Origin of the sequence: Variovorax sp. YR750, from assembly GCF_900109805.1 — a bacterium.
Lineage (GTDB): Bacteria > Pseudomonadota > Gammaproteobacteria > Burkholderiales > Burkholderiaceae_C > Variovorax > Variovorax gossypii.
Map to the genome: position 1 here is coordinate 369,606 of NZ_FOBJ01000001.1, position 21,200 is coordinate 390,805.

Below are 21,200 nucleotides of genomic sequence, written 5' to 3' on the forward strand. Positions count from 1 at the left end.
CGCGCGCATCGTTTGCGCCGAATTTCTATATCGATATCTGCTGAATGCTCAGTCGCGTGCGTGCGAAAGAATCAATTTCGCGGCCTCGTGCGCACCGAGGGCAGCCGTGTCGACGACGAGATGCGGCGTGCCCCACGGCACGTAGTCGTGCCGCTGCACGGCCTCCCAGGTCGGCGGCACGAGGCCCGGCACGTCGATGCTGCGCTGCTCGACGCGGCGACGGTGCTCGGCAGTATCGGAGCACACGATCTCGACCTCGACGATGCGCGAGCCGGTGTCCACTGCAACCGCGCGCCATGCCTCGCGGGTGACCGGCAGTGGATTGACGCAATCGGCCAGGACCGTCTGCCCGAGCGAGAGATTTGAGCGGGCCAGCGCATAGGCCGCGACGTAGCCGGCCGGCCCTACGTCCGCGCCGGTCGAGCGCAGCGCCTGCTCGATGGTGTCGATGCGCAGATACGCGCAAGGAATGAGCGCGGCGATTTCCCGCGCGATGGTGGTCTTGCCGCTGCCCGGCAAGCCGCCCAGGACGATCAGCATGGCCTCGCCTCCATCCGGGCCCGACGGCCCGGCATGGCGCTCACCACGAATGCGGCAGCAGGGTCAGCATCGTGGCCGCGCGCAGCCGGCGCAGCGCCCTCAACGGCACATAGCCGTGCGGTGCGCGGCGCGCCAGCGCATGCGGTGAACTCGGGGGAATGCGCCATGCCTTCGCCGTCAGGTCGATCACATGGCGAGCCTGGGCGGCCGGGGAAACATAGTGGGTGCGCAGTTGCATGGCAGTGAATCGCGAAATGCTTTCTTGCGCCGATTCTGCTGGGCACCACCGCTCCTGCCAAAGACGGATTCCAAGTTTCCTGATTCGATTCGTGAATCGTGACGCGCACATTCAGGCGAAGTCGGTCGAAGGCTTCTCCCACAGATTGACGCCGCCTTCCACCGCGTACTTGTCGATCTCGGCGAGCTCCTCGGCGCTCAGCGGCGCGTGCGAGAGCGCGGCCACGTTGTCGACGATCTGCTCGGGCCGGCTCGCGCCGATCAGCGCCGAGCTCACGCGCGGATCGCGCAGCGTCCAGGTCAGCGCGAGCTGCGCGAGCGTCTGGCCGCGGCGTCTTGCGATCTCGTTGAGCGCGCGGGCACGCTCGACGTTGGCCTCCGACAGGTGCTCCTGCTTCAGCGATCCGCCGCCGGGCCGGTTGATGCGTGCGTCGGGCGGGATGCCGTTGAGGTACTTGTCGGTGAGCAGGCCCTGCGCGAGCGGCGTGAAGGCGATGACGCCGGCGCCCAGTTCGTCGGTGGCGTTGAGCAGGTCTTTCTCGATCCAGCGGTTGAACAGGTTGTAGGCCGGCTGGTGGATGAGCAGCGGCACCTTCCACTCGCGCAGCAGCGCGGCGATCTCGCGCGTCTTGCCGGCCGAGTAAGAAGAAATGCCGATGTAGAGCGCCTTGCCCTGCTGCACGGCCTGGGCCAGCGCCGAGGCGGTTTCCTCCAGCGGCGTGTGCGGATCGAAGCGGTGCGAATAGAAGATGTCGACGTAGTCCACGCCCAGCCGCTTCAGGCTCTGGTCGAGGCTCGCGAGCACGTATTTGCGCGAACCGCCGCCCTGGCCGTAGGGGCCGGGCCACATGTCCCAGCCGGCCTTGCTCGAGATGATGAGCTCGTCGCGGTACGGCTTGAAGTCTTCGCGCAGCAGCCGGCCGAAATTGGTCTCGGCGCTGCCGTAGGGCGGGCCGTAGTTGTTGGCCAGGTCGAAGTGGTTGATGCCGAGGTCGAAGGCGGTGCGCAGCAGCTGGCGCTGCGTGGCGATGGAGGTGGTGTCCCCGAAGTTGTGCCAGAGCCCGAGCGAAATGGCGGGCAGCACGAGCCCGCTGCGCCCGACGCGGCGGTAGGGAATGGCGTCGTAGCGCTTGGAGTCGGCGTGGTAGGTCATGGGCGTGTCTTGTCCTGACGATGGATGAGGATGGAAAGGAGCCGTCGAGGATGCCCCCGCAGGCCCGGCGCGGCAAGCATTTCCACGCCGCTGTCGCACTTATCCGTCGCCGCATATGCATAGGCGGTTTTCTTCGTTGGCCCGACGCGGAGCGCTTCCTAGCATCGGCGCTCCGCCAACTTGCAGAAAGAGCGCTCCCCCGCGCGAGCGTGCCGCCATGCCCATCGAGACCCCCGCCCTTCCTTCGCGTCCTTCGCGCCGCCACGCGCTCAAGACCTTCGCCTCGCTCGCCGCCGCCGGAGGCCTCGGCGGCGCCCTGCTCGCGGGCTGCTCGCGCGAGGAAGGCGGCAAGACCGCATCGGCCGGCGGCGCCCCGGCCGTGGTGAAGAAGACCGGCGACAAGGTCGCCTTCAAATACCCGAACAACCCCTCGTTCGATCTGATCTATCTGGCCGACGAGCTGGGCTACTTCGAGGGCACGAACACCCGCCCCGACTACGTCGGCAAGATCGCCGCGCCGCAGATCATTCCGCTGGTGGGCACGGGCGAGATCGACTTCGGCAGCCGCATGGTGCCGCTGGTGATCTCCGCCATCGCCTCGGGCGCCGACCTGAAGGTGGTGGCCGCCGGCGGCAAGACGCTGCAGGAAGCGCCGCACATGAAGTACTTCGTACGCAAGGACTCGGGCATCCGCGAACCGAAGGACCTCGAAGGCAAGACCATCGGTTTCAACAGCTTCGGCGCATGCGCCGAGTTCGTCACCAAGAAGTACCTGCGCCAGCACGGCGTGGACGTGAACAAGATCAACTTCGTCGTCATTCCCGACGAGCAGGCCGAGCAGACACTGGTGACGCGCAACACCGACCTGGCGATCATCCACGCGCCCTTCTCCGGCCGCGCCGACAACGCCGACCAGCTGGTGCGCCTGTGGAGCGACTACGACCTGGACGGCGGCCTCGGCGGCATGGCGCCCTACAGCGCGCACGGCCAGTTCATCCGCCAGCACCCCGAGGCCGTGCGCGACGTGGTCGCGGCGCTGGCCAAGGCCGGCAACTGGGTCAACGCCAACACCGAGGAAGCGCGCAAGCTGGTGGCCAAGCGCATCAACATGGACCTGAAGAACGTCGACCGCTATGCCTACGTCGACGACCTGGTGGTGACCGAGCCGCCGATCCAGTACTACATCGACATCCTGCAGTCCGAGGGCAAACTGGCCGCCGGCAAGGTGTCGGTGAAGGACGTGTACACGAACGAGTTCAACCCGTTCGCCACCAAGACCTGAGCACCCGCCGATGAGCATCAAGATCTCTGCCCGCGACGTGCGGATGGACTACGCGGCGCGCGGCGCGAGCGATCGCGTTCGCGTGCTCGAAGGCTTCGACCTCGACGTGCGCGAGGGCGAGTTCCTCTCGGTGCTCGGGCCCTCGGGCTGCGGCAAGTCGACCTTTCTCGGCATCCTGGCCGGGCTCACCGAGCGCACCGGCGGGCGCATCGCCATCAACGGCCAGCCGCTTTCGGGCATCAACCGCAACCAGGGCGTGGTGTTCCAGGGCTATGCGCTCTTTCCCTGGCTTTCGGTGCTGGACAACATCGCGGTCGGGCTGGAGATACGCGGCATCGGCAAGGCCGAGCGCCGCCGCACCGCGCACGAATACCTGGAGCTGGTCGGCCTGCACGGCTTCGCCGACCGCTACCCGCACGAGATCTCGGGCGGCATGAAGCAGCGCGTGGCCATCGCGCGCTCGCTGGCCTACAAGCCCGACGTGCTGCTGATGGACGAGCCCTTCGCGGCGCTCGACGCGCAGACGCGCGAGATCCTGCAGGGCGAGCTGCTGCGCATCTGGGAGCAGTACCGCAAGACCATCGTCTTCATCACGCACAGCCTGGAAGAAGCCGTGTACCTGTCGGACCGCGTCGCGGTGATGACGCAGCGGCCCGGGCGCATCAAGGACATCATCGACATCCCGCTCGCGCGGCCCCGTTCGGCGGAGTTGCGCCACACGGCCGAGTTCGCGGCGCTGCGCCAGCGCGCGTGGGAGGTGCTGAAGGACGAAGTGCAGATAGGCCTGCGGCCCAGGTCGCTCGAAGGAGTCGTGTCGTGAGCGCGGTGCTCGACGCGCCGGTGGTCCGGTCGCCGAACCGGCTCCTGAAGCTCGCGCGCGGCTTCGGCCGGGTGGCCGAGCGCGGCATCGGCATCGTGATCTTCCTGGCGCTGTGGGAGGCCTTGCCGCGCCTGGGCATCGTGAGCGACGCCTACCTGAGCCCGCCCTCCGCCGTGATCGCGAGCATTGCGCAGCTCGTCGACACGGGCCAGCTCTGGAAGCACCTGGCGGCCAGCCTGCAGCGCTCGCTGTGGGGGCTGGTGCTGGCGAGTTTTTCGGGCGTAGTGCTGGGCCTGCTGATCGGCAACTCGAAGCGGCTGGCGGCCATCGTCGATCCTGTGCTGCAACTCTTTCGCCAGACCTCGGCCTTCGCGCTGTTCCCGGTGTTCATCCTGTTCCTGGGCATCGGCGAGCTGTCGAAGGTGGCGATCATCTTCTGGGCCTCGTTCTGGCCGGTGCTGCTGAGCACGGTGGGCGGCGTGAAGCAGGTCGACCGGCTGCTGGTGAACTCGGCGCTGTCGATGGGCGCGTCGCGGCGCTTCATCTTCTTCAAGGTGGTGCTGCCGGCCTCGCTGCCGTCCATCTTCACCGGCGTGAGGCTGGCGGGCGCCTACAGCATCACGGCACTGGTGGCGGCCGAGATGATCGGTGCGCACTCGGGGCTGGGCTTTCTCACGCTGAACTCGCAGGAGACCTTCCAGATACCGACCATGTACGCGGGCATCCTGCTGCTGGCTGTGGTGGGGCTGGTGCTCAACTACCTGCTCGCGCTGCTGGAGCGGCGGCTGCTGCGCTGGCGGCGGGGGCTGAGCCTCGATGAGTGAAGCCGCCGCCCCCGCCGCCCCTTCCTCCCCTTTCGCCCCCGCCTCGCGTCGTCGCCGGCTCGCGCTGGCCGGCGTGTCGCTGGTCGCGGCCGCCGCGCTTGCGGGTCTGGGTGCTTCCTGGGCCTCGGGCAGCCGGCTGAGCGAACTCCCCAAGGGTCCGGTGCTGGCCAAGGCCATCGAACGCGGCACGCTGGTCGTCGGCGTGCGCCGCTACCCACGGCCCGCGCCTCCCGATGCACCAACACCGCCGGAGCCCGATGGCTTCGACGCCACGCTGGCGCGCGAGCTGGCCCGCTCGCTGAACCTGAAGCTCGAGCTCGTGGGGCTGGACGCCGCCGCGCAGGAAGCCGCATTGCGCGAGGGCCGCGTCGACCTGCTGGTCGCCGGCGTGCCGACGACAGCCGCGCCCAAGGGCATCGACGCGGCACCCGGCAGCTACGACACCGGCAGCGGCCTGGTGGTCGCGCTGCGCAAGGGCCGCGTGCAGGATGCCGAAGCGCTGCGCGGCGCATCGGTCTGCGTGGGCGAAGGCTCGGGCTATGCCGGCGCGGTGTCGCTGCGCTTCGGGGCCGAGCCGCACAGCTACCCCTCTTCCGTGCACGCGGTGTCGGCCTTCATGGCCGGCGAATGCACGGCGCTGGCCGAAGACGCGGAAGTGCTGGAGCGCCTGCTCAAGAACGACGAGTGGCGCTTCTACAAGCCGCTGGCAAGCGGCCTGCGTCCGCCGTCGGATGCGGCCATCCGCCTGCCGCAGGGCGACGCCGCCTCGCGCGACTACCTGGCCGCCGCGCTGCGCCAGTGGCGCGCCGACGGCACGCTGGCCCAGGCGCGCGGCGCGCGGGCGGGCAACCTGCAGTTCGAGATCACGCTACTCAAGGACGGCTTCATCTGCCACTCCTGAGCAGCCGGGGAGCGCCTCAGGCCTGCGGGGCGCGCCATTCGGCCAGCGCGAAGTCGCGGTTCACGAGGTTCTCGGCCAGCAGGAACTTCTTCACCTCGTCGAGCAGCGCCAGCCCTTCGGGCGGATACGCAGCTTCGGGAAAGTGCGACAGCGGATGCGAGATCTTCACGATCTCCAGCGGAAAGCCGCTCACCTCCGAGTGGAAGGCGTAATAGTCGGCGCTGTTGCGGTGGATCTCCCGCAGGGCAGTCCGCCGGGCGCGCGTCCAGGCTGCGGGCAGCCCCGGAGAGGCGGCCAGCAACTTGCCTGAAGCGACGATCACCGATGTGCCGCGCAGCGTCGGATGCTTCTCGGCCTCATCGATCACCGGATAACCGCGCGAGGCCAGCAGCGGCCCCACGTCGATCTGCGCCGCGAAGGCCGCGATCGAGCCCTGGTCGAGCGCAGCCTCGCCGTCGCGCGGGAACATGTGGATCACCTTCACGGACTTCTGCAGCCCGTTTTCGCGAAGCAGGCCCAGCACGTAGCGATGCATGTAGGAGCCGCGCGCCACGCCGATGGACTGGCCCTCGAGTTCCTTCACGCTGCGCACGCCATTGCGCGGCGTGAGCAGCCAGACGTTCATGCCCACCGCGTCGAAGCCGATGAGTTGCCCGTCGAGCCCGCGCGAGCGCGCCACCACGGCGGGCGTGTCGCCGTAGATGCCGACGTCGAGCGCACCCGAGAGAAACGCCTCGTTGAGATCGGGCCCGTTCGGGAAATTGCGCGTCGTCACTTCCCTGAAGCCCAGCGGCGCCAGCTCGCGCAGCAGGTGTCCTTGCCGCAGCGCCCAGCCGGTGGCGTTCGCGGGCTTCTTGCCGGGGCCGATGTAGCCCAGGCGCAGCATCTGGCCGCTGCCTTGTTGCTGCTGCGCGATGGAGAAGACTGGCAATGCGCTCGCGGCGGCAGCGGCAGTCGCAGCGACGGCGCCGCGCAGCACGCGGCGGCGGCTTGGAAGATCGGACATCGAAAAGACTCTGGAGAAGAAAAACAGATTCAGTGCGCGCGTCGCAGCAGCTCGAAGCTCGCATCGGCCGATGCGGTCGATTGCCGGCCGCGGCCCCAGCCGACGGCGCTGCGGTAGCTGCCCATCAGGGCCGCGGCGGCGGCATCGCGCTCCTCGGCCGTGGCGCTGCGGTCGGCGATGGGCGCCACGTAGAGCGCGTCTTCCGGGCAGTACAGCTCGCACATGAAGCAGGTCTGGCAGTCGTCCTGCCGTGCAATGCGCGGCGGGCCGCCCTCCACCGTCTCGAACACATTGGTCGGGCAGGCGTTCACGCAGATGTTGCAGGCGGTGCAGCGTTCGGCGCTGATGACTTCGATCATGCGGCCACCTCTTCCTTTACCTCATGCCGCTGCACCCAGACCTCGTCGAGCCCGCCGCTGAGCAGCCGGTGGCGCTGCGACGGATCGAGCTTGCCGTGCTCGCGCCGGCGGTGCATGCCGCGCGTCTCGGTGCGTTGCAAGGCGCTGCGGTACATCCAGCGCGAGGTGGCGAGCATGGCTGCGGCTTCGCGGGCGCGCACGGCTTCTGTCGCGGTTGCAGCGGGCGCGCTGGTGCGCAGGCGCTCCCAGAGGGCATCGAGCCGCGAGAGCGAATCGCGCAACGCGTCGCCTTCGCGGAACCAGTTGCGCTCGTAGGGGAAGACTTCGGCCTGCACGGCGCGCACCACTTCCTGGCTGTCGAAAGCCGTGGCCCCGCGCGACGAGAGCGCTACGCCGCCAGCTCGCAAGACGGTGCGCTGCGATGACCGGGCACGAGCATCGCGCCCGAAGGCCGCCGCGCCCGCACCGGCCCAGAAGCCCGAGGACAGCGCCCAGGCCGCGTTGTGGCTGCCGCCGCCCGTGAAGCCGCCGCAGATCAGCTCGCGCGTCGCGGCGTCGCCCGCCGCGTAGAGGCCGGGCACTGAGGTGGCGCAGCTGTCGTCCACCAGGTGCAGGCCGCCGGTGCCGCGCACCGTGCCTTCGAGCCGCAGCGTCACCGGGAAGTGCTGCGTGAATGGGTCGATGCCCTGCCGGTCGAAGGAGACGAAGAAGTTGGGCTGCGCGGTGCGCATCCACGCGCGGATCTGCGCGTCGGCGCGGTCGAGGCATGCGAACACGGGCTGCGACTGCAGCGTCTGCGCGATCACGCCGCGCCCTTTCGAAGAGCCCGCGCCCTCGATCGCCACGCCGTCGGCCGTGTAGAAGGTCGCCCAGTTGTAGAACAGCGATTTGGTGACCGAAGAGAACGCAGGCCCGAGCCCATAGGCGTTCGAGAACTCCATGCCAGAGAGCGCCGCGCCCACTTCGGCCGCCATCAGCTGGCCGTCGCCCGTGAGCACGTTGCAGCCCAGTGCGCGGCTCAGGAAGGCGCAGCCGCCGGTGGCGATGACCACGGCGCCGGTGCGCGCCACCCAGCTCTCGCCCGTCTGGCGGTTCACGCCGGTGGCGCCGCAGACGGTGCCGTGCTCGTCCACCAGCAGCTCGAGCGCGGGGCTGTGGTCGAGGATGCGCGCGCCCGATTCCTTCACCCGCTTGCGCATCAGGCGCATGTATTCGGGGCCTTGCAGCGAGGTGCAGCGCAGCGCGCCCTGGTCGTCGGCGGGAAAGGGATAGCCCCAGTCCTTGAGCCGTTCTACGTTGGCCCATGTCTGCTCGAGCACGCGGTCCATCCATGCGTGCTCGGCGAGATGGCCGCCCATCGCGAGCCGGCTGGCCTTGGCCTCCTCGCGCGCCTTGCCTTCGGGCGACACGTGCCACAGCCCCGTGCCCGAAGGTGCGGTCGCGCCCGAGGTGCCGCAGAAACCTTTGTCGGCGAGCAGCACTCGCGCGCCCTGCGCGGCGGCGCTCACGGCGGCCCATGCGCCGGCCGGGCCGCCGCCGATCACCAGAACGTCGGCCTCGTGCCGCGCGGAGCCGTCCGCCCCGGAAAGAAGATGCCGCTCGAAATCCCTCGCGCCCATGGTCGATCGCCTCGCAGTGCAAAGACCGAGACCGTATCAACGGGCGCCGCCGCGCACAAAGAAGGAAAGCGCGCATCGATATGCGGCTTGTGCGGGCGCGGGCAGAATGCCGCCTCCGCAAGACCGAGGCAGCGACCGCCATGAACATCACCATCTCGCCCGCCACCGACGAGGAACTCCGCTCCGGCGAGCTAGGCCGCAAGCTGCGCCACTACAACTACGGCTTCGTCGGCGAGTATCCCGAGCAGAAGTACATCCGCCTCAACGCGAAGGACGAAAACGGCCGCCTGCTGGGCGGGCTGCGCGGCTTCGTCTTCCTGTACTGGCTCAACATCGAAGTGCTTTTCGTGGAGGAAGACACCCGGGGCACGGGCCTCGGCAGCCGCCTTCTGGCCGAGGCCGAGCGGCAGGCCGTCGCGCTGGGCGCGACGAATGCGAAGCTCGACACCTTCGAATGGCAGGCGCGCGGCTTCTACCTGAAGCAGGGCTACGAGGAATACGCCCGCATCGACGACTACGCGCCTGGCTTCTACCTGGCGCTCATGAAGAAGTCGCTGCAGGCGCCCTGAAGCGGACTACTTCGGCGCGGCGCCTCCCGCCCCGACCGCACGGTTCTCCACCAGCCCTTCCCTGGGCAGCAGCAGGGCCAGCGCGATCACGCCCAGGCTCACGACCAGCATCATCACGAAGGTGAGATGCAGCGAGCCGCCCAGCGCGAGCCGGATGCCCGCGTCGCCCGCGACCGAGCCGTGCACGCCCTGCAGCAGCATGCGCAGCTGCTCGTCGCTGAACATCGGCCGCCCATCGCCGTGTGTAAGCCCGAAGTTGAAGACCGCGCCGAAGAAGGCCGCCCCCAGCGCGCTGCCGAGGTTGCGCGAGAACACGTTCGAGGCCGTGGCGACGCCGCGCTGCGCGAGATCGACGCCCTCCTGGATAAGGATGAGCGAACTCAGGCTCATCACGCCCATGCCCAGTCCGATGATGAAGGAGCCGACCGCGGGCAGCACCGGTGAGCTCCCCGTCCCCAGCAGCACGAACGTCGAAGTGCCCACCGGGATCAGCGCCGCGCCGGCGACCACCATGCGCCACAGGCCGATGCGATGGAAGGTGCGCGAGGTCAGCGTCGCGCCGATGGGCCAGCCCAGCATCACCATCGTGAGCGTGAGGCCGGCCGTGACCGAGGAGCGCTCCAGCACCACCTGCACGTACATCGGCAGGAAGGTGGTGATGCCGATCAGCACCATGCCGGCGAGCATGGCCGCGCCGTTGACGGTGGCGATCATGCGTGCGCCCCACAGGCGCAGCGACACCATCGGGTCGGCCGCGCGACGCTCCTGCGCGATGAAGAGCACCAGCGTGACCACGAAGAGCCCCGCCCACGCGAGCGCCACGCCCGAGTTGCCCACGCCGAATTCGGTGAGCGAGATCATCAGCGCCGCGATGCCGATGGTGAAGAGCACCGCGCCCACCATGTCGATGGACGAGCGCCGCACCGTCGGCGCCTCGTGCAGGAAGAGCCAGAAGCCCGCCGCGGCGGCCAGCCCGATAGGCACGTTGACCCAGAAGATCCACGCCCACGAGAGCTTCTGCACGATGAGCGCGCCGATCATCGGCCCCACCACCGCCGACACCGCCCACACACTCGCGAGCCAGCCCTGCACCTTGCCGCGCTCGCGCACCGGATAGAGATCGCCCACGATGGTGAGCGACACCGGCTGGATCGCGCCCGCACCGATGCCCTGGATGAGCCGGAAGCAGATCATGGCCGGCATCGACCACGAGAAGCCCGCCAGCACCGAGCCGATGACGAAGACCGCGATGCCCACGAACATGATGGGCTTGCGGCCGTACAGGTCGGAGAGCTTGCCGAACACCACCGTCATCGCGGTCTGCGCCAGCAGGAAGGAGGCGAACACCCAGCTGTAGAGATGCAGACCTCCCAGCTCGGAGGCGATCTGCGGCATCACGGTGGAGACGATGGTGGCTTCTATGGCCACCATCGCCATGGAGGCCATGATCGAGGCGATGACCAGTGGGCGGCTTGTTGTTCTTTGGGGCGTGGAGGTCATGAGCCATGCATGCTATAGACGGCATGAGCCCCTGTCCCCCGCTCGGGCTCTCGGGCGTGGCCCGTTCCTCAGGCTGGGCTAAGACTGGCCTCCGGCAGACTCTTCGCTTCAGCCTTCGCGGCATCGCGATAGCGCTTGGGCGACACGCCCACGCTGCGCTTGAAGGCGTTGCTGAACGCGCTTTCCGAGGTGTAGCCGAGCGACAGGCCCAATGCGAGCAGCGACGTTGTGCCCTCGCGCAGGCCCTGCTCGGCCAGGCGCATGCGCCAGTTGTGCAGGTAGGTCAGCGGCGGCACGCCGGCCGCGGCCTTGAAGCGCGTGGCGAAGGTGGTGCGCGACATGGCCACAGCATGCGCCAGCTCTTCCAGCTGCCAGGCCCTGGCCGGATCGCCGTGCATCAGCCGCAGCGCGGGCGCGATGCGCGGATCGCCGAGCGCGCGCAGCCAGCCGGCGGGCAGCGCATCGGGTTGCGATTGCGCCATGTGCGCGCGCAGCAGCTGCACGAACATCAGTTGCGCGAGCTGGGCCGAGGCGACGCCTGCGCCGGGCAGTTCGCCTTCGCGCTCGCGCACGATCTGGTCGAGCAGCCATTGCAGCACCGGGGCCTGCGGCGACGAGGCCCTGGCGTGGATCCATGGCGGCAGCATGTCCGCCAGCAGCGCGCCGGCGTGCGGGTCGAGCCTGATCTTGCCGCTGATCTGTACGTGGTCCTCGCCTTCCCCGAAACGCGCGATGCCGCTGAAGCCGCCGGTCAGCAGGCTGGCCGCCTCCACCGGTGGTAGGGCCGGATCGCTCGCCACCACGAAGGGCCTGCACTGCGAGAACAGCACCACGTCGCCGGCCTCCACCCGCAAGGGCTCCTGCTCGCCCTCGGCCGTGAACCAGCACACGCCCTTCACCACCGCGAAGAACTTGATGTAGTCGAAGGCCGGGAAGCGCACCGACCACGGGCCGCCCATCGAGAACACGGCCGAGACGACGGTCTGCGCCTTGGTCAGCCGGATGATTTCGGAGAAGGGGTCTGCGCTCATTTCCGGACTATCGCGCAAAAAAAGCGCACTGGAGCGCATTCATCGTTTGATTCCTCGAGCCTAGAGTCGGGGCCAAGGAAGAACACGACTCATGAATCCATCGTCTCTCGCACCTTCATCGACCGTTCTCGTCACCGGCGGAACCGGCTTCGTCGCCGGCTGGTGCATCGCCGAGCTCCTGCGGCGCGGCTACACGGTACGCACCACCGTTCGCAGCCTTTCGAAGGAAACCGGCGTGCGCGCCAGCGTCGCATCCGTCGTTGCCGGCGCCGACGACCGCCTGAGCTTCCACGTTGCCGATCTCACCAGCGACAGCGGCTGGGACGCGGCCGTCTCCGGCTGCGACTACGTGCTGCACGTGGCCTCGCCGCTGGGCAACGACTCGCCTTCGGGCACCGATGCGCTGCTGGCGCCCGCCCGCGACGGCACCCTGCGCGTGCTGCGCGCCGCGACCCGTGCCGGCGTGAAGCGCGTGGTGATGACCTCGTCGCTCGCGGCGGCCACGCCTTCGCGCAGCGACGAAGGCAATGTCGCCGACGAGAACGTCTGGACCGACCTGAACGACACCGTCAAGACCAACGCCTACCGGATGTCCAAGGCCATCGCCGAGCGCGCGGCGTGGGACTTCATGAAGGACCATGGCGGCGAGACGACGTTATCCACCGTGCTGCCCGGCGCGGTGTTCGGCCCGGTGATGGGCTCGCAGAACCTCGGCTCGGTGCTGGTGATCGGCCGCATCCTCGGCGGCAAGCTGCCGGGCAACCCGCGCATCGGCTTCAGCATCGTCGATGTGCGCGACCTCGCCGACCTACACGTCCGCGCCATGACCGCGCCCGAGGCAGCGGGCCAGCGCTTCATAGCCATCCGCGACTTCATGTGGATGGCCGACATCGCGGGCGAACTGCGCGCCCGGCTCGGCGAGCAGGCCCGCAAGGTGCCGACGCGCACGCTGCCCGACTTCGTGCTGCGCCTTGCCGCGGTGTTCGACAAGGCGCTGCACAACGTCACGCCGCTGCTGGGCCGCAAGCTGAGCTTCAGCTCGGCGAAGGCGCAGCAGGTGCTCGGCTGGGCGCCGCGCCCCGCGAAGGCCACGGTGGTCGACTGCGCGCGCAGCCTGATCGAGGCCGGCGTCGTCGCCTGAAGCTCAGGCCAGCGCCGAAGTGCCGTCGTAGATGTAGCGGCGCGACCAGGGCAGCGTCTTCGCCGCCCTGCCCGCCTTGCGCCCGACGATCTGGTAGATCGCCACGTCGTCGTTCTCGAAGGCATAGGCGCAGCCCGCGAGGTACACGCGCCAGATGCGGAACTTCTCTTCGTCGACGAGCGCGCGCGCCTTGTCGCTGTTGGCCTCGTAGGAATCGCTCCAGCAGCGCAGAGTCTGCGCGTAGTGGCGACGCAGGTTCTCCACGTCGAAGGCTTCGAGCCCGCCCTGCTGCATGGCCTGCAGCGCGAGGCTGATGTGCGGCAGCTCGCCGTTGGGGAACACGTAGCGGTCGATGAAGTCGCCGCCGCCGTACGACACGCCGCCGCCCTCGGGGTCGGACGAGGTGATGCCGTGGTTCATCACCACGCCGTCGTCGGCCAGGAGCTCCTGCACGTGCCTGAAGTACGTCTGCAGGTTCTTGCGCCCCACGTGCTCGAACATGCCGACGCTGGTGATGCGGTCGAACTGGCCGGTCACGTCTCGGTAGTCCTGCAGGCGGATCTCGATGCGGTCTTCCAGGCCCGCGGCGCGCACACGCTCGGTCGCGAGGTCGAACTGGTTCTGCGACAGCGTCACGCCCACGCAGCGCGCGCCGAACTTCTGCGCCGCGCGGATCACCAGCGCACCCCAGCCGCAGCCGATGTCGAGCAGGGTCTGGCCCGGCTTCAGCTCGATCTTGGTGAGGATGTGGTCGATCTTCTTCAGCTGCGCGGTGGCGAGGTCTTCGTCGCCGTTCTCGAAGTAGGCGCACGAGTACACCATGTTCGGGTCGAGCCAGAGCTGGTAGAACTCGTTGGAAACGTCGTAGTGGTACTGGATGGACTTCTTGTCCGAGGACTTGGTGTGCGTGAAGTAGCGCGCCATGTTCTGCAGCGCGCCGCCGGGCTTTTCCATCGACGTCCTGGCCAGGCCGTAGGCGATGTCGATCACGTCGCTGAGCTTGCCCTCGATGTCGATCTTGCTCTTGACGTAGGCCTCGCCCAGGTTGTCGAGCGTGGGCTGCAGCATCAGCGACAGCGCCGCGGGCGACTTCACGTGCAGCGTGACGGAAGGTCCGCTGAAGTTGCCGAAGTCGAAGGACTGGCCATCCCACAGGGTGAGCCGCGCCGGCAGGTTGGCGCGTTCGCGCACGCCGGCGCTCCACTGCGCCAGCTTCTTTTCCCAAAGCATGCATTTCTCCGTGTTGTTGAGTTCTCCCGTCCGGACGGGTGCGTCGCTGCAGCGGGCAAAACAATAACGAAGTTCCGCCGAACGTGCATGGTCACGTCAGCGCAAGAAATCGCAGCAAGTGCTAGAAGGGGGCGGCGCGCAATGCCCGAATTTCAGGCGGCTTCCATCGACGCCGCGCCCATCGCGTCGTTGCCCGCCTCACCCAGCCAGCGGCGCTTGTCGCGCAGCGGCGGCGCACCGAACATGCGGCCGTACTCGCGCGCGAACTGCGAGGTGCTTTCGTAGCCCACGCTGTGCGCGGCGCTCGCCACGTCGGCGCCGGCGATCAGCATCTGGCGCCGCGCCTCCTGCAGCCGCAGCTGCTTCTGGTACTGCAGCGGGCTCATCGCGGTGACGGCCTTGAAGTGATGGTGGAACGACGACACGCTCATGTGCACCGCCCGCGCCATGTCTTCCACCCGCAGCGACTGGGCGTAGTTCATGCGCAGCGCGCTGATGGCCTTGGTGATGCGCTGCGTGTGGCTGTCCTGCAGCGCGATCTGCCGCAGCCGCGCGCCCTCTCCGTTGACCAGCAGGCGATACATGATCTCGCGCTTGATGAGCGGCGCCACGATGGGCACGTCCTCCGGCGTGTCGAGCAGCCGCAGCAGGCGCAGCACCGGCTCCAGCACGGGCATGGCGATGCGGTTGACGTACATGCCGCGCGAGGCCGGCGCGTTGGCCTTGGCGGGCAGCTTCTCGTCGCCGATGAGGTCGCCGATCTCGTCGAGGGCCAGTTCCAGCCTCACGCCCAGGTAGGGCTCGCTCTCGCTCGTCACGCAGACCTGGCCGCACACCGGCAGGTCGACCGAGGTGACGAGGTAGTGCATCGGGTCGTACACGTAGATGTCGTCGCCCACGATGATGCGCTTGGAGCCTTGCGCGATGAGGCCCAGCGCCGGGGACGCGAAGCCGTGCTTGGGCCCTTCGGGCTTGCGGATGCAGAACACCTGCAGGCCGGGCACGGCCGTGACGACCGTGCCCTCCTGGCCTCGGGTGATGTGCTCGATGAGCGCCACCAGTTCCTTGCGGGCGTCGTCGAGTTCGGGTTCCAGCGGCATCGGCTGGGCGATGGCGGCTGCGATTTCGGGTGTTTCGTCGGACATGTTCGGGCACCTTGTCACGATGGGGCCGGCAGGAACCGGCAGGCAGGGGCGGATTGCCCCCTGGAGGAATGAGCGGATCGGAGCTTAGCGCCGCTCTCCCCGCTTCGCACGCGCCGCGGGGGAGGTCTGGAGAAATAGGCAAGACCTTTGCAGGAACGCGCGCGCCGGCGGCCGGGCCGCGGCGGGATACTTTTTCAGGCCTTCCGTGCTCCTGCGGCATCTACCGGACCGGGCACGGACGCCTCCATCGCAAAGGAACATTTCTCCATGCAGTACCGCAAATTCGGCCGCACCGGCCTTTTCGTTTCCGAACTGTGCCTCGGCACCATGACTTTCGGCGGCTCCTCCGGCATCTGGGGCCAGATCGGCAACCTCCAGCAGTCAGAAGCCGAGGGGCTGATCGGCCGCTCGCTGGACGCCGGTATCAACTTCATCGACACGGCGGACGTGTATTCCGAAGGCCAGTCCGAAGTCATCACCGGCCAGGCGCTGAAGAACCTCAAGGTGCCGCGCGACAGCTTCGTGCTGGCCACCAAGGTGCTGGGCGAAACCGGCAGCAAGGGCGTCAACTCCGCCGGCGCCTCGCGTTTTCACATCATGGACGGCGTGAAAGCCAGCCTGCAGCGCCTGCAGCTGGACCACATCGACCTGTACCAGATCCACGGCTTCGACCCCGTCACGCCCATCGAGGAAACCGTGCACGCGCTCGACAACCTGGTTCGCCAGGGCCACGTGCGCTACGTGGGCGTCTCGAACTGGGCGGCCTGGCAGATCGCCAAGGCGCTGGGCATCGCCGAGCGCGACCGGCTGGCGCGCTTCGAGTCGCTGCAGGCCTACTACACCATCGCCGGGCGCGACCTGGAGCGCGAGCTGGTGCCGCTGCTGCGCAGCGAGAACGTCGGCCTGATGGTGTGGAGCCCGCTGGCGGGCGGCCTGCTGAGCGGCAAGTACGGCCGCGACACCGAAGCGGAGAAAGGCAGCCGCCGCACCACCTTCGACTTTCCGCCGGTGAACGTCGAACGCGCCTACGACTGCATCGACGTGATGCGCCAGCTTGCCGAAGCACGCGGCGTGTCGGTCGCGCAGATCGCGCTGGCATGGCTGCTGCACCAGCAGGTGGTGACCAGCGTGATCATCGGCGCCAAGCGCGCCGAGCAGCTGGACGACAACATCGCGGCCACCGCCATCAAGCTCACGGCCGACGAGCTCGCCACGCTGGACAAGGTGAGCGCGCTGCCGGCCGAATACCCCGGCTGGATGCTCGAGCGCCAGGGCGGCGTGCGCGGCAAGCGGCTGGAAGAGTCAGGCCGCCGCGGCTGAGGCCGTCATCTCCGGCGTCTCCGGCGTCTCCGGCATCGGGCGACGCGCGGCATGGGCCGCCGTCGCCCGCAGCGCGCGCAGGTCGATGTGGCGGGCGGCGCCGGCCGCGTCGGGCCGCTCCAGGTGCGGCACGATGCCGAGCAAGGGCGCGCCGAGCCGCGCGCGCAGGGTCTGCAGGTTGGCCTGCGGCGCGAGCATCGACGGATCGACCATGCTCGCCACCCAGCCCGCCAGCACCAGCCCTCGGGCGCGGATGGCCTCGGCGCTCAGCAGCGCATGGTTGAGGCAGCCCAGCCGCAGGCCGACCACCAGGATCACCGGCAGGCCCAGCGCAACCGCCAGGTCGGCACTGTCGAGGTCGTCGCCAAACGGCACGCAGAAGCCGCCCACGCCTTCCACCACCACGGCATCGGCACGCGCCGAAAGCTCGTCGAACGCCGAGAGCATCGGCTGCAGCTCGATGCGCAGGTCTTCCTGCCGCGCCGCGAGGTGCGGCGACATCGGCGCGCGCAGCAGGTACTGGCAACGCAGCGCCAGCGGGGCATCGACGTTGCCGGCGGCGCGCAGCTGTTCCACGTCTTCGTTGCGCCATTCACCGTCGATTTCTTCCAGCCCCGCCGCCACCGGCTTCATGCCGACCGCGCGCAGGCCCGAGCCGGCCAGCAGGCTCAGCATGGCGCTGCTGACGAGCGTCTTGCCGATGCCGGTGTCGGTGCCGGTCACGAACCACGCCCGGTGCGTCATGCGGCTTCCTTCGCAGGCCGGAACAGGGCCTCGCCCAATGCATCGACCAGCCGCGCGACATCGCCTTCGCCGTGGCTGGCCGACAGCGCGATGCGCAGCCGCGCGGTGCCTGCCGGCACGGTGGGCGGGCGGATCGCTCCGACGCGCAGGCCGTGGCCGTCGAGCTGCGCCATGATCCGCATCGCGCGTGCGTTGTCGCCCACGATCAGCGGTTGGATCGCAGTGGGCGACTCGGCCAGCCATGCGCTGCCGTCCGCCGGCAGCACCGCCTTCAGGCCGCTGCGCAACTGCGCGATGCGCGCCAGCAGCCGGGCGCGACGCTCAGCGCCCTCCTCGCCCTCGATGAGCGCCAGGCTCGCAAGCAGCGCATGCGCAACCGCCGGCGGCGCGGCCGTGGTGAAGATGTACGGTCGCGCGCGCTGCACCAGGTAGTCGACGACGGTGCGGTGCGCCGCCACGAAGGCACCCGACACGCCCGCCGCCTTGCCCAGCGTGCCGACCAGCACCAGCCGCTCGGAGCGCAGGCCCAGGGCTTCGGGCACGCCGCGCCCCGTGGCGCCGAGCACGCCGAAGCCGTGCGCGTCGTCGATCACCAGCCATGCGTCGTGCCGCTTGGCCAGCGCAAGCAGTTCGGCCACCGGCGCGATGTTGCCGTCCATGCTGAACACCGCGTCGCTCACGATGATCTTCACCGGCGCGTCGCAGCTGGCGAGCTGCGCGTCGAGCGCGGCCACGTCGCAATGCGGGTAGCGCTCGACGCGCGCCTTGGCGAGCCGCGCGCCGTCGATCAGCGAAGCGTGGTTGAGCGATTCCGAGAAGATGACCGCATCCGCCCCGCCCAGCGCCGACAGCACCGCGAGGTTGGCCATGTAGCCGGTGCAGAAGAACAGGCTTCGCGCCTGCGGGATGAAGGGCGACATCCAGTCCGCGAGCCTTTCCTCGAGCTGCGCGTGGGCGCGCGAGTGGCCGAGGATCAGGTGCGAGCCGCCGCTGCCCGTGCCGTAGAGCGCGGCGCCTTCGGCCCACGCCTTGGCGAGCGCCGGATGCGCCGCGAGGCCGAGGTAGTCGTTGCTGCTGAAGCCGAGCATGGTGCGTGGCGCGGCGACGCCCGCCAGCGTGAGGGTCTGCTCCGGCGCGCAGGCTGTTTCGGCAATCTGCCTCCTGCGGCGCAGCGACAAGGCATCGAGCGCGTCGATCTCTTCCTGCAGGCGGTCAAGCAAGCGCGACATCGTGGGTTCCTTCCTTCGGGTTGGTTTCCATGGTGGCCTTCAGCGTGGCCAGCGTGCCGTCGACCAGCCGGTCGATCTCGCCGTCGCCTATCGCGTAGGGCGGCATCAGGTACACGGTGTTGCCGATCGGCCGCATCAGCAGCCCCTGCGCGCGCGCTGCCAGGTGGAAGCGCTCGGCGAAGCGCGCACCCGGCTCGCGCACGTCGAAGGCGGTGATCATTCCGCGCTGCCGCAGGTGGTCTACAGGCTGGCCTTCGAGTCCGTCGCGCAGCCGCTGCAGCAGCCGCGCCGCGCGGTCACGGTTGCGTCGCAGCGCGTCTTCCGAGTCGAAAAGGTCGAGCGTGGCCAGCGCAGCACGGCAGGCCAGCGCGTTGCCGGTGTATGAATGCGAATGCAGGAAGCTGCGCGCCGCGTCGTCGTCGACGAAGGCGTCGTGGATGGCGTCGCGCGTCATCACCAGCGCCAGCGGCAGGTAGCCGCCGCTGATGCCTTTCGACAGGCACAGGAAGTCGGGCCAGATGCCGGCCTGCTCGCAGGCGAAGAAGCTGCCGGTGCGCCCGCAACCCACCGCGATCTCGTCGGCGATGAGGTGGACTTCGTAACGGTCGCAGAGAGCCCGCGCAAGCCGCAGGTACTCGGGATCGTGCATCGCCATGCCGGTAGCGCACTGCACCAGCGGCTCGACGATCACGGCGGCGATGGTGCCGTGCTGTTCGGCCAGCAGCGCCTCGAGTTCGGCGGCCGCTCGGCGTGCGACATCGGCCGCGCCCTCGCCCGCACGTGCGTTACGCGCGTCGGGCGAGGCGACCAGGTGCGCGTTCGCGAGCAAGGGCGCATAGGCGTCGCGGAACACCGGTACGTCGGTCACGTGCAGCGCGCCCAGCGTTTCGCCGTGATAGCCCTGCTTCAGCGCGACGAAGCGCCGCTTGCCGCTCCGGCCGGCATTGCGCCAGAAGTGGAAGCTCATCTTCAGCGCGATCTCCACCGCCGAAGCGCCGTCTGACGCATAGAAGCAGTGGCCCAGCGCCAGCCCCGTGAGCGCGGAGAGCCGCTCGGCCAGTTCCACCGCGGGCGCGTGCGTGCAGCCGGCGAGCATCACGTGCGACAGCGTGTCGAGCTGCTGCTTCAGTGCGTCGTTGATCGCGGGATGTGCGTGCCCGAAGAGATTGACCCACCACGAACTGGTGGCGTCCATGTAGCGCCGGCCCTCCTGGTCGAAGAGCCACACGCCCTCGCCGCGCGCGATGGGCAGCGGCGGCACCGCTTCGAGCCGGATGCTCTGCGTGCACGGATGCCAGACGTGGAGCCGGCTGCGCCGCTGCAGATCGGCATTGGAGGATGAGGAGAAAGCAGTCTTCGGAGGCACCCGCGCAGTCCTTTCGTGAGGGCAAGGCGCGGGATCGTATAGACGCGTTCACGGGGCGGCAAACCACCGCGCCGCGCGTGAAATGACGGGCCGATCAGCGACGTTCAGCGGCGTAGCGCCCGCGTTGGGAGCAACGTCGCGGAACAAGCCGGCTTCCGGCGTTCGCGGCTGCGTGGCGGGAAAACACAAGTTGTCCGGCTGGCGCCAGAAACAGGTCATGAATGTCCGGTTTCCGGGGCTTCACGGCGAAGCAAGCGGATTTCGGACATGCACGATGGCTGGTTTCAGCAGCCCGCGCCAGGCAGCTCAGCCCGAGCTCTTTCTCACCAGTGCCACGATGTAGTCGCGCAGCGGAATCTCGCCTCGCACGGGCTTCACGGGCGGCTCGTAGTGCTCGTCCAGCGTGGCGCGCGTCATGGCGGCGTACGACCTGGCGGCGGCACCGGAGAAACCCAGCGACTCGAACGCCTGCTCCAGTTGCGCACGCGGCGTCTCGACCAGTTCCACCGGCTTTCCCAGCGCCTCCGAAAAAGCCCGCGCCACGTCGCCCGGCGAATAGCGCTGCGGCCCTTCCACATGGTGCGGCCCCGAGGATTCGGCCGGGCCGAGCATCAGCTTCGCGGCGAACTGGCCGAGATCGTGCGACGCCACCATCGGCAGCCTGAAGTCCGAAGGGAACATGCTGTAGACCTTGCCCTCCTTGCGCGCGGTGTCCAGCGAGGCGTCCCAGTTGCTCATGTAGTAGGCAGCGCGGATGGCGCTGAACGGCACCGGCCCGGCGCCCAGTGCCTGTTCCATGTCGTACAGCACGCCGAGGTCGCCAAGGCCTTCGCCGGGCTGCGCTCCGTACGTCGATTCGGCAACGATCTTCTCGAGCCTGCAGCCTTCGAGCGCCGAAAGAATGGCGCGCAGGCTCCTGTGCTCCTCGGCCACCGTGTCGGTGGACGGCGCCGCAGGCGGGTTCAGCACGAAGACGCGATGTCCGCCCATGAAGATGCGGTGCAGCGCGTGCGTGTCGAACACGTCGGCCTGCACCACGTGCGCGCCCTTGGTACGCAGGGCCTCCGCCTTGTGCGCGTCGCGCGTGACCACCGTTACCGGTTCGCTGCGCTCGAGCAGGGCCTGAGCCAGCGCCGAGCCGACGTGGCCGGTCGCTCCGAGGATGATGTGCATCGGCGGCTCCC

General features: G+C 68.9%; 21 protein-coding genes. 7 read left to right on the plus strand and 14 right to left on the minus strand.

Annotation, left to right across the window (positions count from 1 at the left end; translation table 11 throughout):
• Nucleotides 1-48: 48 nt before the first annotated feature.
• The 3 genes from BMY35_RS01595 to mgrA all read right to left on the minus strand — a co-directional run bounded on the left by BMY35_RS01595 (nt 49) and on the right by mgrA (nt 1,930).
• Nucleotides 49-540 carry a P-loop nucleotide/nucleoside kinase family protein gene (locus BMY35_RS01595; RefSeq protein ID WP_093195238.1) on the minus strand — a complete coding sequence of 164 codons (492 nt, stop codon included), beginning with the start codon at nt 538-540 and terminating at the stop codon, nt 49-51.
• Between the two features lie 40 nt (nt 541-580).
• Nucleotides 581-778, minus strand: coding sequence for a hypothetical protein (locus tag BMY35_RS01600; RefSeq protein ID WP_093195239.1), 198 nt, complete (start codon nt 776-778; stop codon nt 581-583).
• Nucleotides 779-889: 111 nt separating this feature from the next.
• Nucleotides 890-1,930, minus strand: coding sequence for an L-glyceraldehyde 3-phosphate reductase (gene mgrA, locus BMY35_RS01605; RefSeq protein ID WP_093195240.1), 1,041 nt, complete (start codon nt 1,928-1,930; stop codon nt 890-892).
• A 217-nt stretch (nt 1,931-2,147) separates the two neighbouring features.
• Here mgrA and BMY35_RS01610 point away from each other — a divergent pair, with 217 nt between their 5' ends.
• The 4 genes from BMY35_RS01610 to BMY35_RS01625 are packed head-to-tail and all read left to right on the plus strand — an operon-like array spanning nt 2,148 to nt 5,757.
• Nucleotides 2,148-3,212: an ABC transporter substrate-binding protein gene (locus BMY35_RS01610; protein ID WP_093195241.1), complete on the plus strand. Its 1,065-nt coding sequence runs from the start codon at nt 2,148-2,150 to the stop codon at nt 3,210-3,212.
• A gap of 10 nt (nt 3,213-3,222) precedes the next feature.
• The gene (locus BMY35_RS01615) at nt 3,223-4,032 is read left to right on the plus strand and encodes an ABC transporter ATP-binding protein (protein WP_093195242.1); all 810 of its coding nucleotides are present in this window, start codon (nt 3,223-3,225) and stop codon (nt 4,030-4,032) included.
• The gene (locus BMY35_RS01620) at nt 4,029-4,856 is read left to right on the plus strand and encodes an ABC transporter permease (RefSeq protein ID WP_093195243.1); all 828 of its coding nucleotides are present in this window, start codon (nt 4,029-4,031) and stop codon (nt 4,854-4,856) included. Before BMY35_RS01615 ends, BMY35_RS01620 begins: the two co-directional genes overlap by 4 nt.
• Nucleotides 4,849-5,757 carry a substrate-binding periplasmic protein gene (locus BMY35_RS01625; RefSeq protein ID WP_256227982.1) on the plus strand — a complete coding sequence of 303 codons (909 nt, stop codon included), beginning with the start codon at nt 4,849-4,851 and terminating at the stop codon, nt 5,755-5,757. The genes BMY35_RS01620 and BMY35_RS01625 overlap by 8 nt, the downstream gene beginning before the upstream one ends.
• Nucleotides 5,758-5,773: 16 nt before the next feature.
• Here the strand turns inward: BMY35_RS01625 and BMY35_RS01630 are convergent, their stop codons facing one another.
• From BMY35_RS01630 to BMY35_RS01640, 3 genes are read right to left on the minus strand one after another with little or no spacing between them, the layout of a single operon-like run.
• Entirely contained in the window at nt 5,774-6,763 is a 990-nt protein-coding gene (locus tag BMY35_RS01630; RefSeq protein ID WP_093195244.1) for an ABC transporter substrate-binding protein, read from the minus strand.
• A gap of 29 nt (nt 6,764-6,792) precedes the next feature.
• Nucleotides 6,793-7,122 (minus strand): 4Fe-4S dicluster domain-containing protein, encoded by a 330-nt coding sequence (locus BMY35_RS01635; protein ID WP_093195245.1) that lies wholly within the window; start codon nt 7,120-7,122, stop codon nt 6,793-6,795.
• The gene (locus BMY35_RS01640) at nt 7,119-8,741 is read right to left on the minus strand and encodes an FAD-dependent oxidoreductase (RefSeq protein WP_093195246.1); all 1,623 of its coding nucleotides are present in this window, start codon (nt 8,739-8,741) and stop codon (nt 7,119-7,121) included. Before BMY35_RS01640 ends, BMY35_RS01635 begins: the two co-directional genes overlap by 4 nt.
• Before the next feature lie 140 nt (nt 8,742-8,881).
• Between BMY35_RS01640 and BMY35_RS01645 the strand changes: the two genes are divergently transcribed.
• A complete protein-coding gene (locus BMY35_RS01645) occupies nt 8,882-9,310 on the plus strand; it encodes a GNAT family N-acetyltransferase (protein ID WP_093195597.1) in 429 nt (142 codons plus the stop codon).
• 6 nt (nt 9,311-9,316) lie between these two features.
• Here BMY35_RS01645 and BMY35_RS01650 read toward each other — a convergent pair whose 3' ends face one another.
• Both BMY35_RS01650 and BMY35_RS01655 read right to left on the minus strand, forming a co-directional pair.
• The gene (locus BMY35_RS01650; protein WP_093195247.1) at nt 9,317-10,810 is read right to left on the minus strand and encodes an MFS transporter; all 1,494 of its coding nucleotides are present in this window, start codon (nt 10,808-10,810) and stop codon (nt 9,317-9,319) included.
• Nucleotides 10,811-10,878: 68 nt separating this feature from the next.
• On the minus strand, nt 10,879-11,841 hold the full coding sequence (locus tag BMY35_RS01655) for an AraC family transcriptional regulator (RefSeq protein WP_093195248.1): 963 nt from the start codon (nt 11,839-11,841) through the stop codon (nt 10,879-10,881).
• A 91-nt stretch (nt 11,842-11,932) separates the two neighbouring features.
• Between BMY35_RS01655 and BMY35_RS01660 the strand changes: the two genes are divergently transcribed.
• Complete coding sequence (locus BMY35_RS01660; protein WP_093195249.1) at nt 11,933-12,982, plus strand: SDR family oxidoreductase; 1,050 nt, start codon at nt 11,933-11,935, stop codon at nt 12,980-12,982.
• A 3-nt stretch (nt 12,983-12,985) separates the two neighbouring features.
• Here BMY35_RS01660 and BMY35_RS01665 read toward each other — a convergent pair whose 3' ends face one another.
• Both BMY35_RS01665 and BMY35_RS01670 read right to left on the minus strand, forming a co-directional pair.
• A complete protein-coding gene (locus BMY35_RS01665) occupies nt 12,986-14,212 on the minus strand; it encodes an SAM-dependent methyltransferase (RefSeq protein ID WP_093195250.1) in 1,227 nt (408 codons plus the stop codon).
• Nucleotides 14,213-14,364: 152 nt separating this feature from the next.
• Complete coding sequence (locus tag BMY35_RS01670) at nt 14,365-15,357, minus strand: AraC family transcriptional regulator (RefSeq protein WP_093195251.1); 993 nt, start codon at nt 15,355-15,357, stop codon at nt 14,365-14,367.
• A gap of 267 nt (nt 15,358-15,624) precedes the next feature.
• On the opposite strand from BMY35_RS01670, the gene BMY35_RS01675 reads away from it, so the two are divergent.
• Entirely contained in the window at nt 15,625-16,677 is a 1,053-nt protein-coding gene (locus tag BMY35_RS01675; protein WP_093195252.1) for an aldo/keto reductase, read from the plus strand.
• Here the strand turns inward: BMY35_RS01675 and bioD are convergent.
• The 4 genes from bioD to BMY35_RS01695 all read right to left on the minus strand — a co-directional run bounded on the left by bioD (nt 16,660) and on the right by BMY35_RS01695 (nt 21,189).
• A complete protein-coding gene (gene bioD, locus BMY35_RS01680) occupies nt 16,660-17,421 on the minus strand; it encodes a dethiobiotin synthase (RefSeq protein ID WP_093195253.1) in 762 nt (253 codons plus the stop codon). The two genes, BMY35_RS01675 and bioD, sit on opposite strands and share 18 nt — an antisense overlap.
• On the minus strand, nt 17,418-18,650 hold the full coding sequence (gene bioF / locus BMY35_RS01685) for an 8-amino-7-oxononanoate synthase (protein ID WP_093195254.1): 1,233 nt from the start codon (nt 18,648-18,650) through the stop codon (nt 17,418-17,420). Before bioF ends, bioD begins: the two co-directional genes overlap by 4 nt.
• Nucleotides 18,634-20,016: an adenosylmethionine--8-amino-7-oxononanoate transaminase gene (gene bioA / locus BMY35_RS01690; RefSeq protein ID WP_093195255.1), complete on the minus strand. Its 1,383-nt coding sequence runs from the start codon at nt 20,014-20,016 to the stop codon at nt 18,634-18,636. Before bioA ends, bioF begins: the two co-directional genes overlap by 17 nt.
• Nucleotides 20,017-20,322: 306 nt before the next feature.
• Complete coding sequence (locus BMY35_RS01695; protein WP_093195256.1) at nt 20,323-21,189, minus strand: NmrA family NAD(P)-binding protein; 867 nt, start codon at nt 21,187-21,189, stop codon at nt 20,323-20,325.
• Nucleotides 21,190-21,200: the final 11 nt, after the last annotated feature.